Annotated in this window: 15 protein-coding genes, 1 tRNA gene and 1 riboswitch; of the genes, 1 reads left to right on the top strand and 15 read right to left on the bottom strand. The window is 39.7% G+C overall.

All coding sequences use genetic code 11. The features are described from left to right. Positions 1–26: 26 nt before the first annotated feature. The 6 genes from ACZ5OK_RS03170 to tapA all read right to left on the bottom strand — a co-directional run bounded on the left by ACZ5OK_RS03170 (position 27) and on the right by tapA (position 4,925). Complete coding sequence (locus tag ACZ5OK_RS03170; protein WP_343839105.1) at positions 27–632, bottom strand: LPXTG cell wall anchor domain-containing protein; 606 nt, start codon at positions 630–632, stop codon at positions 27–29. A 52-nt stretch (positions 633–684) separates the two neighbouring features. Further along, on the bottom strand, positions 685–1,518 hold the full coding sequence (locus tag ACZ5OK_RS03165) for a TasA family protein (RefSeq protein ID WP_343839103.1): 834 nt from the start codon (positions 1,516–1,518) through the stop codon (positions 685–687). Between the two features lie 63 nt (positions 1,519–1,581). Further along, positions 1,582–2,529, bottom strand: coding sequence for a TasA family protein (locus tag ACZ5OK_RS03160; protein ID WP_343839101.1), 948 nt, complete (start codon positions 2,527–2,529; stop codon positions 1,582–1,584). 52 nt (positions 2,530–2,581) lie between these two features. Further along, positions 2,582–3,229: a TasA family protein gene (locus ACZ5OK_RS03155; protein ID WP_343839099.1), complete on the bottom strand. Its 648-nt coding sequence runs from the start codon at positions 3,227–3,229 to the stop codon at positions 2,582–2,584. Between the two features lie 93 nt (positions 3,230–3,322). Further along, a complete protein-coding gene (sipW, locus tag ACZ5OK_RS03150) occupies positions 3,323–3,952 on the bottom strand; it encodes a signal peptidase I SipW (protein WP_343839097.1) in 630 nt (209 codons plus the stop codon). A gap of 46 nt (positions 3,953–3,998) precedes the next feature. Next, complete coding sequence (tapA, locus tag ACZ5OK_RS03145; RefSeq protein WP_343839095.1) at positions 3,999–4,925, bottom strand: amyloid fiber anchoring/assembly protein TapA; 927 nt, start codon at positions 4,923–4,925, stop codon at positions 3,999–4,001. 269 nt (positions 4,926–5,194) lie between these two features. Between tapA and ACZ5OK_RS03140 the strand changes: the two genes are divergently transcribed. Next, complete coding sequence (locus tag ACZ5OK_RS03140) at positions 5,195–5,527, top strand: helix-turn-helix domain-containing protein (protein WP_343839093.1); 333 nt, start codon at positions 5,195–5,197, stop codon at positions 5,525–5,527. A gap of 340 nt (positions 5,528–5,867) precedes the next feature. On the opposite strand, the gene ACZ5OK_RS03135 is transcribed toward ACZ5OK_RS03140, so the two are convergent. The 9 genes from ACZ5OK_RS03135 to ACZ5OK_RS03095 all read right to left on the bottom strand — a co-directional run bounded on the left by ACZ5OK_RS03135 (position 5,868) and on the right by ACZ5OK_RS03095 (position 15,092). Further along, positions 5,868–6,821 carry an ABC transporter permease gene (locus ACZ5OK_RS03135; RefSeq protein ID WP_343839091.1) on the bottom strand — a complete coding sequence of 318 codons (954 nt, stop codon included), beginning with the start codon at positions 6,819–6,821 and terminating at the stop codon, positions 5,868–5,870. Then, on the bottom strand, positions 6,822–7,871 hold the full coding sequence (locus ACZ5OK_RS03130) for an ABC transporter permease (RefSeq protein ID WP_343839089.1): 1,050 nt from the start codon (positions 7,869–7,871) through the stop codon (positions 6,822–6,824). Further along, a complete protein-coding gene (locus ACZ5OK_RS03125) occupies positions 7,858–9,399 on the bottom strand; it encodes an ABC transporter ATP-binding protein (RefSeq protein WP_343839087.1) in 1,542 nt (513 codons plus the stop codon). Before ACZ5OK_RS03125 ends, ACZ5OK_RS03130 begins: the two co-directional genes overlap by 14 nt. Before the next feature lie 154 nt (positions 9,400–9,553). After that, a complete protein-coding gene (locus ACZ5OK_RS03120) occupies positions 9,554–10,672 on the bottom strand; it encodes a BMP family lipoprotein (RefSeq protein ID WP_343839085.1) in 1,119 nt (372 codons plus the stop codon). Between the two features lie 369 nt (positions 10,673–11,041). Further along, a riboswitch (purine riboswitch) is annotated at positions 11,042–11,143 on the bottom strand. A 302-nt stretch (positions 11,144–11,445) separates the two neighbouring features. Next, positions 11,446–12,114: a DUF4352 domain-containing protein gene (locus tag ACZ5OK_RS03115; RefSeq protein WP_343839083.1), complete on the bottom strand. Its 669-nt coding sequence runs from the start codon at positions 12,112–12,114 to the stop codon at positions 11,446–11,448. Between the two features lie 83 nt (positions 12,115–12,197). Then, on the bottom strand, positions 12,198–13,565 hold the full coding sequence (locus tag ACZ5OK_RS03110; RefSeq protein WP_343839081.1) for an alkaline phosphatase: 1,368 nt from the start codon (positions 13,563–13,565) through the stop codon (positions 12,198–12,200). Positions 13,566–13,975: 410 nt separating this feature from the next. Beyond that, positions 13,976–14,059 (bottom strand) — tRNA-Leu (locus ACZ5OK_RS03105). Positions 14,060–14,358: 299 nt separating this feature from the next. Then, a complete protein-coding gene (locus tag ACZ5OK_RS03100; RefSeq protein ID WP_464758396.1) occupies positions 14,359–14,490 on the bottom strand; it encodes a hypothetical protein in 132 nt (43 codons plus the stop codon). Positions 14,491–14,645: 155 nt separating this feature from the next. Beyond that, positions 14,646–15,092 carry a hypothetical protein gene (locus ACZ5OK_RS03095; protein WP_343839077.1) on the bottom strand — a complete coding sequence of 149 codons (447 nt, stop codon included), beginning with the start codon at positions 15,090–15,092 and terminating at the stop codon, positions 14,646–14,648. Between the last annotated feature and the right edge of the window lie 189 nt (positions 15,093–15,281).

Here is a 15,281-nt window from a genome sequence, read left to right as displayed (position 1 = left end):
TTGATTTCCATCCGTCTAATCAAGGCTTACTCTTCATCTATATTTCTTTTTCTTTTTTGAAAATAGTATAGAGATCCGCCGCCAAGTATCAGTACGATCCCTAAAATCATGTAATTAAACATGTTTGTGCTGGTTTCCGGAAGTCTATGCTCTACAGGGATGGCTCCACCAAGGGTACCCTCCACAAATACTTTAAATTGAAATTCCGCGGATAATCCTTGAAATTCATTCCCTAGTTCATATGGCATTTCAACTTTAAATGTTAAAACCTCGGAGTCACCACTTTTCAGCTCCCGTGACGCCAGTTCTTCAAAATTTTTCAGTTTCCCATCAAACAAAACCTCATTTTTATCACGAACGGTTAAAAGAAATTCATTGTATAATTTCTCAGATCCATTGAGGAAACGGTTTGTGAACAGATAGTTAAAGTCTCCTTCGCCCTTGTTATAAATGGTCATTTCTTTCGTGGAAAAATCTCCGGGTTTCAGGTTTTGCAGATTAAAAAAGACATTATGGGGACTTGTTGCAATATCTATACTCTGATCCTTCTCCCCATTTATTGTCGCTTCCAAATATGTAGGAAACGCAAAAATTATGATACAGCTCAATAGGAGAACCAGTAATTTTTTCATGGTATTACCTCACCTTTTATCAGGGAATGAACCCTCAGACTAAATTAAAAGATTAATAGTCTCCGGAGTGGGCCTTTTCGTTCTCTTTAATGTAGCCCTCCTCCGAAACTTCAATGCCTTCCCATTGGGTTCCTTCAAATGAGAATGTGATATCAACGGAGTCACCCATGAACTGGTTTTGGAGAAATTCACCTTTGGCCGGTCCTTCTGATTTTCGATTTTTATCGTCTTTCATGGTGATTCCAATAAGGACCGCTTCTTTGTCGTCTGGTGTTACTGGGAGCCCGTCAAATTTATCCCTGTCAATAAATAGTCCGCCTTCATTATTTGGGGCAATACTTATACGACCGTCAGAGCCTGTTACTACATCTGATGGAAAATCGTTATATTTTAAATCTTTAAGGGTGATTTCGTCTTCAGAATTGATAATACTGAAGTGGTCATCGTAAAATTCCTGGATAACATCAGGATCTAAATCTATTAAACTCCTGCTTGTTACCCATAAAACATTCACCTGATATTGATCTAAAAATTCATCCACATCATTATCAGACCCCAATTGCTCAACAAACTCATTGTTTCCATTTTTAAAATTGGATGCGATTGTATCGAGTAAAACTTCCTTAATTGCTAATGAGCCAACATTATCAATCGTAAATGCTCTATACATTGAATCCCCAGGTTTTAAATTCGAGACTTCAAATGTATACGGAATCCGGTGTTCTCCTAAATTTATAGGCTGGATTTCAAAGTCAAGTTTCCCAGCAGCAAACTCAGCTGTTTGTTTTTCCACATCGTTTACTGCCGCCCATGTGCCTGTTCCAATTAAAGAAATACCTACGCATGCACTAAGTGCGCCTGTTGCCAGTTTTCTTTTTATCCTCATTGGTTTCACCTCTATTCGTTTTTAAAGGAGGTGGGGAGAAAATTCCCCACCTTGAGCTAATGCTTATCTAGGTTCTCCTGCTTCTCCCTCATTTCCATATGCATCACCGTTGTTCGCTCGCTCGTTTGTCTCAACGTATCCATCTTCTCCACTGCCTTCTACACCATCACCAATGTCATCTTCAGTCACTTCTTGACCGCCCCATTGACGTGCTTCGAAGACTAAGTCAAAGTCCGCGCTGTCACCGTTGAATTTGTTTTGAATATATAAGTCGCTATCTTCGTTATGTCCTTTTTCTTCACTGCTAATATATTCAATGGTTAGTTCCAAAACATCATGATCATTTGGATTTACGGTCACACCATACCATTCATTCTGATCAATGGTGGAAACATTCATGCCGTTAACCCCTTCTGCATCCCCATCTTTTACATAGCTTAATCCATTTACAGAGCTAGCAACTGTATCAATAGCGTCCTGTTTATCAGAACCAGTGTATTCTAAGCTTGTTGCTTTATAAAAATCTGCTAAAGAGATGTTCTCAGCAACAATATTCTTATCATAAGTACCACCTTCTTCGTATCCAACAACAGCAGCAGTAATGGCAAACTGATCTAAATATTCCATGGCTGTGTTCGGCCCAAATACATCAGAATCGGTCCCTTCAGGAGCTTCACTCGTATCTCTGTAAGAGGTTTCTCCATCCATTGAGTAACCCCAATCGTCAAAGTTTAGATTATCCATTCCCAGCAGTACATCCTTAATTGCAAGTGTTCCATGGTTTTGCAAGTCAACTCTTACTTTAGAATAGTCTCCTGGCTTTAAATTCCCTAATTTAAAATTCATCTGTGTTTCGCCATCTGGTCTTAATTCTAAGTCAAGTTCCCCAGCACCAAGAGCCGCTTCTTGACGTTCAACATCATTAACGGCCGCAAATGTTCCTCCAGCAATGAGGGAAAGACCCATTGTGGCGGATAATGCGCCCATTGTCATTTTCTTTTTGATACTCATATAATCTCCTCCATTTTATAAAATTAGATTAATAGACATTGAAGCATTAGCCTTATTCAGCATCGTCGCCGTTAAATCTTTCTTCACCTGGCATTTGCGTAGCTTCAAACACCATTTCAAAGCTGGCTTCTTCACCCTGGTATTTGTTTTGTTCAAAGTAACGGCTATCATCCAAGCGTGTTGGGTCGTCTTTAAATGTTACTGTAAAGTCATATTTAACAGAATCTCCAATTGCCATACCGACAGTTTCGTTATCAGTCAGAGTAATATCCCTAGGTCCCGCATCTACTAGATTATCAAGAGTTGTCGTCCATACATGGCTGCCATCCTTTTCAATCCTTACTTCAAACTGGCTTAAGAAATCTTTCTCAGTATTTGATCCATCTTCCAGCCCTAGTACATTTTTATCCTCCCATGTACCAAGTGATTTCGTTGTAACCAAAATTTGATTAATGTCCAGTGTAGCCATATCCCCATGAACCAAATGCAATGTTTTCGTAAAATGATCTCCTGGCTTAAGATTTCTCAATTCAAAATCAACCGTATTTTTTTCACCAAATTCCAGATCAAGAACACCGTTAGCCAATGAATTCTGAGTAGTCTCTACGTCGTTAAACGCTGCCCATGTCCCTCCTCCAATCAACGATAAACCTAGTGCACCTGCTAAGATGCTTGTGCCCATCTTCTTTTTCATACTCATGAAAAATTCCTCCTTTAATAGATTTCACCCATAACGGGTATGTATGTGAACCCTTGTCAGGGGGAACACCCAATATTATTCACGCTTTACAAATTAAGCCTCGGTATCAGTTGATGCTGCAGCTTCTTTGTTTTGCCGGTCTAATTCTCTAAGTGCCAGTCTGAATGAGTAAACGGCATAACCCAGTAACATTAATCCAGGTCCAATTAATAGAATTGCTGTCCCCATTGGTGAGCTTGCAAAGTTCAAGAAATAGCCAATCAGTGGAATTGTGACTCCGCTATATTTCGCGACCACATTGTCACTTAGTACCGGCTGCGTGTCAGGTCCATCATTGTTATCTCCCTGTGTGCGGTAAAACGTGTTATCTCCTTGTGTAAACTTCTCTATGATTCTATGGGTGACTAATGCATTTTCGTTGGCCTGGAAGGTTATGATGTCGTCTTTTTGTAAACTCGCAGGATTTTCAACTTCTTTCACAACAATAATGGATCCGGTTTCAAAAGTAGGCTCCATGGAACCGGATAAAACGGTTTTAAATTGATATCCGAATATTTGCGGTTCCCCACCTGATGCTCTCGATGAAAGGACGATAATCGTCATTAATAGAAGAGTCGCACAGACCAATAGATAAAGTGTGTTTTTAATAACCTTGAATACTGATTTTGTCGGAAAATTGACCTTGCGTTTAGAATTTGTTTCCGTTCTTTTTGGCGTCTCCATGATTCAACCTCCTTTGTGTTTGTTATATAAAAAGAGAAGTTAGGTTTCAGTTTTCTGTTTCAGTGCTTTTGCCTGCTTTTTGTGATGTTCCAGCTGTATCCTCTGTCTGACTGCTTTTATCAGGATGATCACCTTCTGCACTGTCACTTGTTTCGCCATTTGTGTCTTCTTGGCTGTTCTCTTTACTCTTATCTGCTTTTTTAACAGCAGTTTTATCTGTATCCTCCGTTTTGCCGTCCTCTGGCTGATCCTTTCCCTTCTCTACGTTGTCTTCATTACGGGGATTTTGCTTGCCATTCTTTTTCCCATTGTCACTTTTGTTCTGGTTTCCATTACTGCCATTATTTCCGTTGTTTTCGGGATTTGAATTACTCTCTTCAGAATCGTTTTGCCCTGACTGGTTTTCTGAATCATCTTGTTCCTGCTGTTCACAATTGTTTAGTTCAATTTCATCACTCCACAGTTCACCTTTACCTGGATGTCCAGGCCTTTGAAATGCCTTAAACATGTATTTACCGTCACCTTCACTTGGGTTAGCCTCAATCACTGTTTTTTCTCCAGTTCCCAAGGCAGGAATTTTACCAGTGAAAATGTTCTCACCAATAATTTTCCCCCCTTTTTTAATGGGGCCTTTTTCAACATAATAGACTTCAAAATCTACCGGACCGTCCATTGGTTCTGAATCTTTTCCATTACTTACGGTTGCCTGTAGGGCCTTACAGCTGCCAGTTTCTCCGATAAATTCGAGAGAACTCTTATCCCACGCACCGTTGTCATCCCAGGCTACGTGAATCGATCCTTGTGTCTTTTCAGTATCATTTACAAGTGCTCCGGTTCCTGTCGTTAGCATCGTTGCAATAATAATCATTGCGCTCCAGAATCCTAAGAATTTAAAGGAAGATGCGAGTTTCTTTTGTTTTTTCATAAACTTTCTCTGCTGCCGATTATGAATATTCTTCAACCTCGATCTCACACCTATTTCCTCCCTTCAGCACGATCATTTATGTTCGCTTTGTTCTTTGTAACGAACCATGAGTAGAGTATAGTATATGGTGTTCGTTTATAAAAACATTAAAACCTGCTAAATTTCTTTATTAAGAACACTAAAGGCCTATTTTCCTCTTTTTAACTCCTTTTTTCGTATTATTTTGTAATTTTATAAAGAATGTTTTGTTTTATATAATGAACTCACCAACATTATAAACCTGATAAACTAAAAATATACCTAAAAAGGAGAAAAATATGATTGGAGAGCGAATTAGAAGTCTGAGAGAGTCAAAGGGGTACTCAATGACTGAGCTTGCGAAACACTCAGGAGTATCCAAATCCTACATAAGCAATATTGAAAGGAACCTCCAGCAGAATCCTTCTTTACAGATTCTGGCTAAAATCGCTCAGCCTCTGGACACATCTGTGGAATTTTTATTAGGCATAGAATCTGAGGAACTGGCTGAGCTCGATGAAGAGTGGATTGATCTTTTAAAAACCGCTATAGACTCAGGAGTGACCAAAAGAGATTTTGCAGAGTTTCAGAAATTTGTGAAGTACAGAAAATGGATTGAGAACCGTCCATAGGAACAAAGGCAAAAGCGCCCGTTTGTCCAGCTGCGGCTCCTAGGTCAAGGCGGATATAAGCCAAAGCCATTTCGTGGCCAAAACCATGCCACTCCATGTCTTCGTCTTATCCCGCATGACCTGAACAGTCGCCTCCGCTTTTCTCTGTCCAGCTGCGGCTCCCAGGCCCAAGCGGTCATAAGCAGAATACCCTCCATGGCCAAAAAGCGGCCACTCCCGGATATTCTGCTTATGCCGTCGGGCCTAATCGGTCGCCTCCGCTTTTCTATTAGTAAAAAAGGTACCCGGTACTCCAATAGACATGTGTCAATTTGAAGTATCAGGTACCTTTATTTATTCTTTATCTGCTTCCTTTAATATAAGGTTCTCCGTTTGCCTGTGGAGCCTCGGCACGGCCAATAAAGCCTGCTAAAGCTAGAATAGTTAAAACATAAGGTGCGATTAACAGGAACACCTGTGGGATATTCTCCAGCAGAGGGACTCCCGCACTGATAACACTCAGGCTTTGAGCCAGCCCGAAAAACAAGGCAGCCCCCATCGCTCCAAGGGGATGCCATTTCCCAAAAATTACAGCCGCTAAAGAAATAAACCCCTGTCCAGCAATGGTTGAATGGGAAAAATTAGATACAATGGTAAGAGCAAATACGGATCCTCCTAATCCACCGAATGCTCCTGAAAGTATAACAGCTATATAACGCATTCTGGCAACTTTAATTCCATTCGTGTCGGCTGCCAATGGATGCTCCCCAACCGCTCTCAGACGTAAACCAAATGGAGTTCTGTACAATACATACCATGAAACAAAAGCTAATAATATTGCAATATAAGAAGTCATATAGTTTCCCTCAAAGAATAAAGGACCGATGATTGGAATATCAGATAACACGGGAATATTTGTCGTATAGAAGGGTTCATCAACCATATCTGTCTGTCCTTTATCATACAGAACTTTTGTTAAATAAACCCCGATCCCTAAAGCAAGCATATTAATTGCAACACCACTAACAACCTGATTAGCGTTAAAGGATACAGAAGCTACTGCATGAATAATGGAAAAGATGGCTCCAATGACTGCTGCCACAACTATAGATATCCAAGGGGTCCATGAACCTAAAACATCTGAAAAGGTAAGGTTAAAAACAATACCTATAAAAGCACCCATCACCATGAGGCCTTCCAACCCAATATTTACAACCCCGGATCTTTCACTGAATACTCCGCCTAAAGCTGTTAAAATAAGAGGTGCGGAATAGAACAGAACAGTAGGAATAATGGACTGTAAAGTATCAAGCATCTATTTCTCCTCCTTTTTAAAGCGAAGTATTGCCCAGCGAATAATGTAACTGGAAGCAACGAAAAAGATAATGAGGGCAATGATGATATCAACGAGCTCAGTAGGTACCCCTGCTGTGGTCGGCATTTCCCCGGCACCTTCTTTTAATGCTCCAAATAATAAGGCAGCTAAGACAATACCAAAGGCATGATTTGATCCAAGCAGCGCCACGGCAATACCATCAAATCCAAGGTTGGTGAATCCTGACATGACAGAAATGGACCCATACGTACCAAGTCCTTCCATTGCACCGGCAAGACCCGCAAATCCACCTGCTATCACCATTGACCAAATGATATTTTTACTAACGTTCATCCCTGAATAGTGAGAGGCATGCTGATTGAAACCTACTGCCTTAAATTCATATCCATAGGTGGTTCGTTCGATAAGAAACCACATAATGAATACAGCGAGCAGAGCAATTAAGATTCCATAGTGAACTCTGGAGTAGAATGTAATACTTTGTAACCAGGATGATGCTAATGACGCCGTTTCCGGTATGGCTTCAGTCGTTGTTTTTTGGTCAGTTAAGACGCTTCTTATAATCTCATTTGTCACGTGCAAGGCAATGTAGTTCATCATAATTGTTACAATGACTTCATGAACCCCAAGTTTTGCTTTCAGTAAACCAGGCAAAAATCCCCATAGGCCGCCAGCAATTGCTCCTGCAAGTACAGCCAGGGGAAGATGGATAATCATCGGGGCATCAATAGCCAATCCAACCCATACGGAAGCGAGCCAGCCAACAATAACTTGTCCTTCTGCACCAATATTAAAAAGACCCGTTTTAAAGGCAAATGCAACCGCAAGTCCTGTTAAAATTAATGGGGCCGTTCTCCTGATCGTCTCTCCCAGGGTATAAGCATCACCAAAAGCACCGTTCCATAAGGCAGCATAGCCCTTAATCGGATTATGGCCAGAGCTAATCATAATCACTGCACCAGCAATCAGTCCAAGAAGTACCGAAATGATAGGTACAATAATTCCAAACATTTTTCTATTGGATGTCATGATTACTCTCACCTGCCTTCCCCTGACTGCCGGCCATTAACAGGCCAAGCTCCTGTTCGTTTGTTTCATCAGGTTTTAAATTAGCGACAATCCTTCCATCAAACATCACAGCTATCCTGTCACTGACATTCATGATTTCATCAAGTTCAAAGGATACCAGGAGAATGGCTTTTCCTTTATCACGTTCTTCAATTAACTTTTGATGAATAAATTCCACGGCTCCAACATCAAGACCTCGCGTTGGCTGAGCAGCAATAAGTAAATCAGGTGAACGATTAATTTCTCGTCCAATGATCGCCTTCTGCTGATTGCCACCGGACAGAGCCCGCGCTTTCGTATATGCACTTGGCGTACGGACATCATATTCTTTTATTAAACGTTGAGCTTTACTGAAGATTTCTTTATAATTTAATACTTTTGCTCTGGAGTAAGGCTTTTTATAGTATGTTTGCAATACAATGTTTTCGCCGATTGAGTAGTCTAAAACAAGGCCATATTTATGGCGGTCCTGAGGAATGTGCCCGACACCACTTTCTGTTATTTTCCTGGGAGAAAGATTGGAAATTTCTCTGTCATTTATCTTAATAGACCCCGACCTGATTTTTGTCAACCCAGTTATGGCCTCAATGAGTTCCGATTGACCGTTGCCATCAACACCAGCTATACCAACGATTTCGCCAGCACGAACGTCTAAATTCAAGCCTTTAATGATGTCCACTTTTCTGGTATCTCTTACAACTAAATTCTCAATCTGAAGAACATGATCTCCTGGCTTAGCTTCTTTTTTCTCTGTTTTAAAATGAACCTCACGACCAACCATCCACGATGCAAGTTCAGTAGCATTGGTTTCTGAAACATTTACCGTGCCAATCCCCTTGCCTTTACGAATAACCGTACACCGATCACAAACGTCCATAATTTCCTTTAATTTGTGTGTGATTAGAATGATAGATTTCCCCTCTTTAACAAGGGAACGCATGATTTCCATCAATTCACGAATCTCCTGAGGGGTCAGGACAGCCGTTGGTTCGTCGAAAATTAAAACTTCAGCACCCCGATAGAGTGTTTTCAGGATTTCGACACGCTGCTGCATCCCTACAGAAATATCACGAATCTTTGAATCAGGATTTACTTTTAATCCATATCGATCAGATAGTTCCTGAATCTCATCTCTTGCCTTTGCAATATCAATCCTGCCAAATTTATTGGTCGGCTCCTTCCCTAACACGATGTTTTGCGTAACAGTAAATGGTTCCACCAGCATAAAGTGCTGATGCACCATCCCAATTCCTAACTCATTTGCAATGTTTGGATTCGTTATTTTTACATTTTTATCTTTGACACGAATTTCGCCTTTTTCAGGTTGATATAAACCAAATAATACATTCATCAGTGTTGATTTTCCTGCACCATTCTCACCCAATAAAGCATGGATTTCGCCTTTCTTTAATTGGATTGTAATGTTATCATTTGCAACAATGCCGGGAAACTCTTTCCTTATATTTAACATTTCAATCGCATATTCCAAGTTTGTTCACTCCTTATGAAGCTCTCGTTCAAGTTACCAGGCTTTTAAAATGAAAATCAACGAAAGAAGGCTTTCATTCACCCCTCTTTCGTTGAAGATTTCAGATAGACGATCCATTAAGTGGGAAGGATTCATATACCTTCCCCGCTTCCATTTATAATGAATTAAGGTATGTCTCTAATTCCTCGATCGTTTGTGGCACTTTCACTTCACCGTTAAGAATTTGTTCTTTCCAATCTTCAATTGCCGTAATGATTTCTTCTGTCATAGCTTCTTTATTTGTTACAGCAACAGCTATCCCATTTTCATCTAAGCCGTATTCCAATAATTCTCCTCCAGGGAATTCACCCTTCATTCCTCTGTTGATAACATCCTGAACCGCTACGTCGACACGTTTAATCATGGAAGTTAATGTTACATTATGCTCTCCAATTTGACCTTCATCGTGCTGATCACGGTCTACACCAATGACCCAGATTTCACGTTCAGGATCATTTTTCTTAATATCTTTGGCTTGGTTAAATACACCATTCCCTGTCCCGCCAGATGAATGATAAATGACATCTACGCCACTGTCATACATGTTGGTGGCGATTAATTTCCCTTTTGCAGGGTCGGTGAAAGATTCAGCATACTGCACATCCACTTTAATATCAGGATTCACTGATTTTACACCTGCGATAAAGCCGGATTGAAATTTCTTTATTAATGGGGATTCAATTCCACCAACAAATCCTACTTTATTTGTTTTCGTCTTCATGGCAGCAGCTACGCCAGCTAAGAATGAACCTTGATGCTCTTTAAACCTGACACTGGCAGCATTTGGTGCATCGACCTCTTCATCAATGATGGCAAAATTCGCATCTGGAAATTGCTCTGCCGCTGTTTGAATGTCTTCTTTTAATTTAAATCCAACACCAAATACTAGATTATACTGGTCACGAACAAATCGAGTGATGTTAGGCATATATTCTGCTTGCTCATTGGACTGGGCATAATCATAGTTTTCACCTTTTGAGAATCCATTCTCTTCTCCCCAAGCCTGGATACCTTCCCAGGCTGATTGATTAAAAGATTTATCGTCTACTCCACCTTCATCTGTAACCATAGCAACTTTATAATCTGAAGAAGCCTCACCATTTCCAGACGCAGCATCTCCATTTTCCTCGGTTCCTGCCTTCTCTTCTCCCGGATTCTCTGTTCCGCCACATGCCACCAGAAGTAAGCCTGCTGATAAAAATAAAACCAAAAGCAAATAGATACGATTTCTCATTGATTTCCCCTCCGATTTCTATTAATTAGAATGCAGATAGTGAAAAGATCTACTTACTGCATGTCCTGTAACGATTTCGCATTGCGTTTATTCCTTTTAAACATGAAACGAATGAAATATTACCGTTTGCGTTTGTTATAACTTAAACTGGTAAAACACCTCCCACTCCATTGGATGAATTCTCTATTTTTCATATAATCGTAAAAAAAGGCCCGAAACACATGCCTACTATGTAAAAGCATGTATTTCGAGCCTATTAGACCGAAATAAGATAATCATCTATTTAAAAACACGACTTGCTGCCCATTCCGGCGACAATCGATGCTTTCATCTTACTATCTTCTACACTTAGATAGTATAAAATAGATGTTATCCGGACTCGCTTTCCATAGTCAGTTTATTTACGGTAAACTGGTAGAAACTTGCAGGCCATATCCCCGCGATTATATGAAAAATCTTATTAAGTTCGGTTTTAGTATATCATTCATTTCTAAGATTGCAAATATTTTTTCAGTATAATTAACATTCAGGATGTAGTAAAGCTCTGTAAAAACCTATCACTATTATCTTTTCATTCATCTCATAAAAGTTTTCCGTTTGAAGTCATTGGAAAGTTTACCGAATCATTATTAACAGAATATTATTATTATTCGTATTTCTTAGTCGAAGCACATAGATGGTTTGTTAAAAATGCGAGGACTGCTTTTACTAACTGCCGATATTTTTACTTTCTTACCTATCATTCAAATTAATGTATCGTTCCATCTATGACCTTAAAATGCAATCTCAATTTTGCTTCCTTTCTGAATGGACTCATTGTTTTTATCAAACACGTCACTCGTTGTTACCGTGATTTCAGTCAATTTATCAGGAGCCGTTTTGTCAAGTATAAAGGCTAATTCTCCTGACTTTCTTTCATTTGCGGAAAGCGTTCCATTTAAATTCTGAAGGTAAAAATCGTCCTCGAAGTCTTTGATCTCTCCTTCATTTGTTTCTAAAACAGAAATCGGAGCAAAATTCACGCTTTCTTCAGATGTATTATTCAGTGTGACATGGAATTTAACATACGTAAAATTCGTTTCGTTATGTGTATAACCATGAAAGAAATCAATTAAATGATAGGCGGGGATGTAGTCCATAACTTTCACATTAGAAATGGTAAGCTCTATGGGTCCAATCATGTGCGTTTCATGATAATCTGAAATTGCTTTTAGAATAACTTTTCCGTCTTCATCCCTGAATTCCTCGCCAACTTCCTTTAAAGAGCGAGTATCTGGGGCCTGCGGATTATTCGAATATGTTTCCTTTTTATCATTAGATTCTGCATGAACATTTCCCGATTGTGACTTTTGCTGTACCTGTTCATCAGAAGATTCTTCATTGGAATTCATGCATCCTGAAAGAGTAAATGCTGTCATTACAATTAATAATGCCTTTTTCATAGAATTTCCTCCTGCATAAAAGAGATGAATCCTACCGCCAAAAAGCGGCAGGATTATTCTTTACAAGGGCAGACAGTTTTCTGCTATTTTTTATTCCTTTTATTGTTTAAGACATCCTTTACCATTTGACCAACTTCATGGTTGTCGTGGAGACCTACGAATTTATCTGCCTGTGGGCCGTATGCATATACATTCACGTCTACACCATCATGTCCACCTGTTGTCCAGCCAGTACCGGAGCGAATATCAAAGATTTTTTCAATAGCATTGTCAATGGTTGTTACATCATTGGTCTCTGCTGCATCTGCAACAGATTGAATTTCTTCATCTGTTAATTCCAGATCAATGTATTGTTCTAATACTTCCTCAGCCGCTGCACCACCGGCAATTTCAGAGGCCATGAAATCAGGAGTGCGCTTAGCAGCTTTTAATGGAGCTGGATCCCATTTGTATTCACCGTTAATCCCCATGGCAAATCCGCCTGTTGAGTGATCGGCCGTAGTGATAACAAGAGTTTGACCATCCTCTTTTGCAAAATCAATGGCCTTTTTAAAGGACTGCTCAAAATCCTCCATTTCACTCATTGCAGATACGATATCATTGTCATGTCCAGCCCAGTCAATTTGGCTTCCCTCTACCATTAGGAAAAAGCCATCCTTATCCTTACTTAATCGATCTAAAGCCGCATCAGTCATTTGAGCAAGAGTTGGTTGTTCTTCCGGGCGATCAATAGCTTTATCCAATCCTACTGGGGCAAATAAACCCAGCACCTGTTCATTGGCATTATTCATCAATTCTTCTTTTGTCGTAACATAACTGAATCCTTCTTTCTGAAATTCCTCAGTAAGATCACGATTCGTACGTTCAAAATAGGAAGTTCCCCCACCAAGGATAACATCAATTTTGGGTTCTCCATTTACTTTTTCATCAATATAGTCATCGGCAATTTCATTGTAATTATGGCGAGATTCATCATGTGCTCCAAATGATGCTGGTGTTGCATGGTTAACTTGAGAAGTCGCAACAAGTCCTGTTGCTTTGCCATCTTCCTTGGCTTGTTCCAATACCGTTTCAACTTCATTCTTATTTACATCCACAGAAATGGCACCATTATACGTTTTGATTCCAGCTGCCATGGAAGTAGCTGCAGCTGCTGAATCTGTGATGTTCTCCTCTTCATCCCATGGATAAGTTTCCTGCATACCAACCAGATACTCATCAAAAGCTGTATTCTCCATATAAGGTGTAGATGGATCATCTTTAAGAGATCGGTAAGCAGTGTTGTAAGCAGGCCCCATTCCATCTCCAATCATAAAAATAACGTTTTTAATCTTTCCTTGATTTGGACTCACCTTTGCATCAATACTTGGAGTTCCACTTACCAATGTTCCAACAGCAAGTGCAGACACCATGGCAATGGGTAATAGTTTTTTCCCAGGCTTCTTAAACAAAACAATTCCTCCCTTTTAACGATGAAATTCTCTTTCAATTAGAATCCTACCAGGACTCTATTAATCTTCTATAAACAGGATATAAAATTACCGTAAAAATAAAAGGTACAGAATACTTAGGCAGGAAGAAGCAGCCAGGGTTATGCGATAACAGTCAAGGAAGAGTTATTTGCTGTCATCAAACCTTTGTTATTAATTAATCGAGGTTTAGATAGGAAATATATTTGTGTTCGGATAGCGTTTTTATGGTGTAGGAATTTTCTACTAAGTTGTCTAGTCTAAAAACTTTTGCGGGCATAATTGAAAGTTCCGTTTGGCCGAAGAAGACCTAGTTTATCATTTTCCAAACAAAAAAGCCCATAAATCCTTTAAAATATAAAGGTTTATGGGCTCATTTTTCCAATTAGCGATGCGGATGAAGGGATTCGAACCCCCACGGTGTTTCCACCACTAGACCCTGAATCTAGCGCGTCTGCCGGTTCCGCCACATCCGCAGTGTATGAAATGTATTAACGGAAAACTTTATTACGATATGAATTATACACCTTTTTCACTAAATAGTACAAGGGTGGAGACTTAAAAAACTGAGAATAATAATTCTGAATTTTAATTGTGGAATAATATTTGGTAACGATGTGTCACTATGAGATACTGTCACCTAGAAGAGAAATGAATTCAAAGGCCCCATGCTCATAAAGTGAAACTTCCATCAGTGGGGGGGGTTTTCCATCTAGTTGAACTTATCAGGAATTTACTTGCCGTTTATCCCCCACTTAGTCTTGTTGGGGTACGCTCAAAGTCTTGAAGTGGGGGTATTACGGCCAGTTAATGCCTGATAAAATCGATGGTCCTCCATGGCAACAACTGTACCTGTAAAATCAGGAGAGATGTCCATTAGTGGCACAAAAGCTCTCAATTTGCCCACGGACTCAACTTTTTCTTTAATCAGCATAGTAGGAAAAGAGACAGTCCCCATCACTTTACATTTTAAAATTTTAGCACTTTGGGGGCTGACCCTTTTTTCACGGTTTTGTTTGACTTTTTCATATTGCGAAGAGGGCTATCTAATAAACTATGCCATTACTTGCGCGAAAACCCTTCTTGCTCTAAATAATTGGCCGCTCCATTATATGTAGGAAATGTTCCGTCCAACATCTCATCTGCATATATGTTCCACAGGTCAAAATCATATACAAGTCTCAGCTCTTGTTTCTCATGATTCACCCAAGTCTCTTCAAACGTAGACTCAGATAGCGATTCAATTGACTCCTTAATAATGCTGCGAATCTGTTGTTCAGTGAAATCCCGTATATTAACCATGCCTTTATGGTCAGTTAAGTATTTGTTATTTTCGATCAGTCCCGCGTAAACAAATCCGTTCCCATTCGGATGGAGATGATACACAACTGTCGTTTTATCCTGGACGCTTTCCTTATAATGGAAATTAACACGACCAAGTGACACATCTTTTCGTCGTAACTCTGGTAAGGATTCAATAATTTTTAGCTTTTCTTCAAATGTAAGCATGTGTTCCTCCAATAACAAGAATTTATGAGAGTCATTTATTATTATAACACTGTGTGGGCATTCATACGCATGAATGTATGATATAAGAAGGCACCTGGTGTATTTTGTAAGAGAAAACCCGAGAAAAATGAAATAGAAATTCGGGAACTTTGCCAGCCCAATCGTTCATGCGTGAATAATCCGATAACT

The organism is Salinibacillus aidingensis (assembly GCF_055393355.1).
Note: the sequence above shows the minus strand (reverse complement) of the source record. Positions and strands in the feature narration are given on the sequence as shown.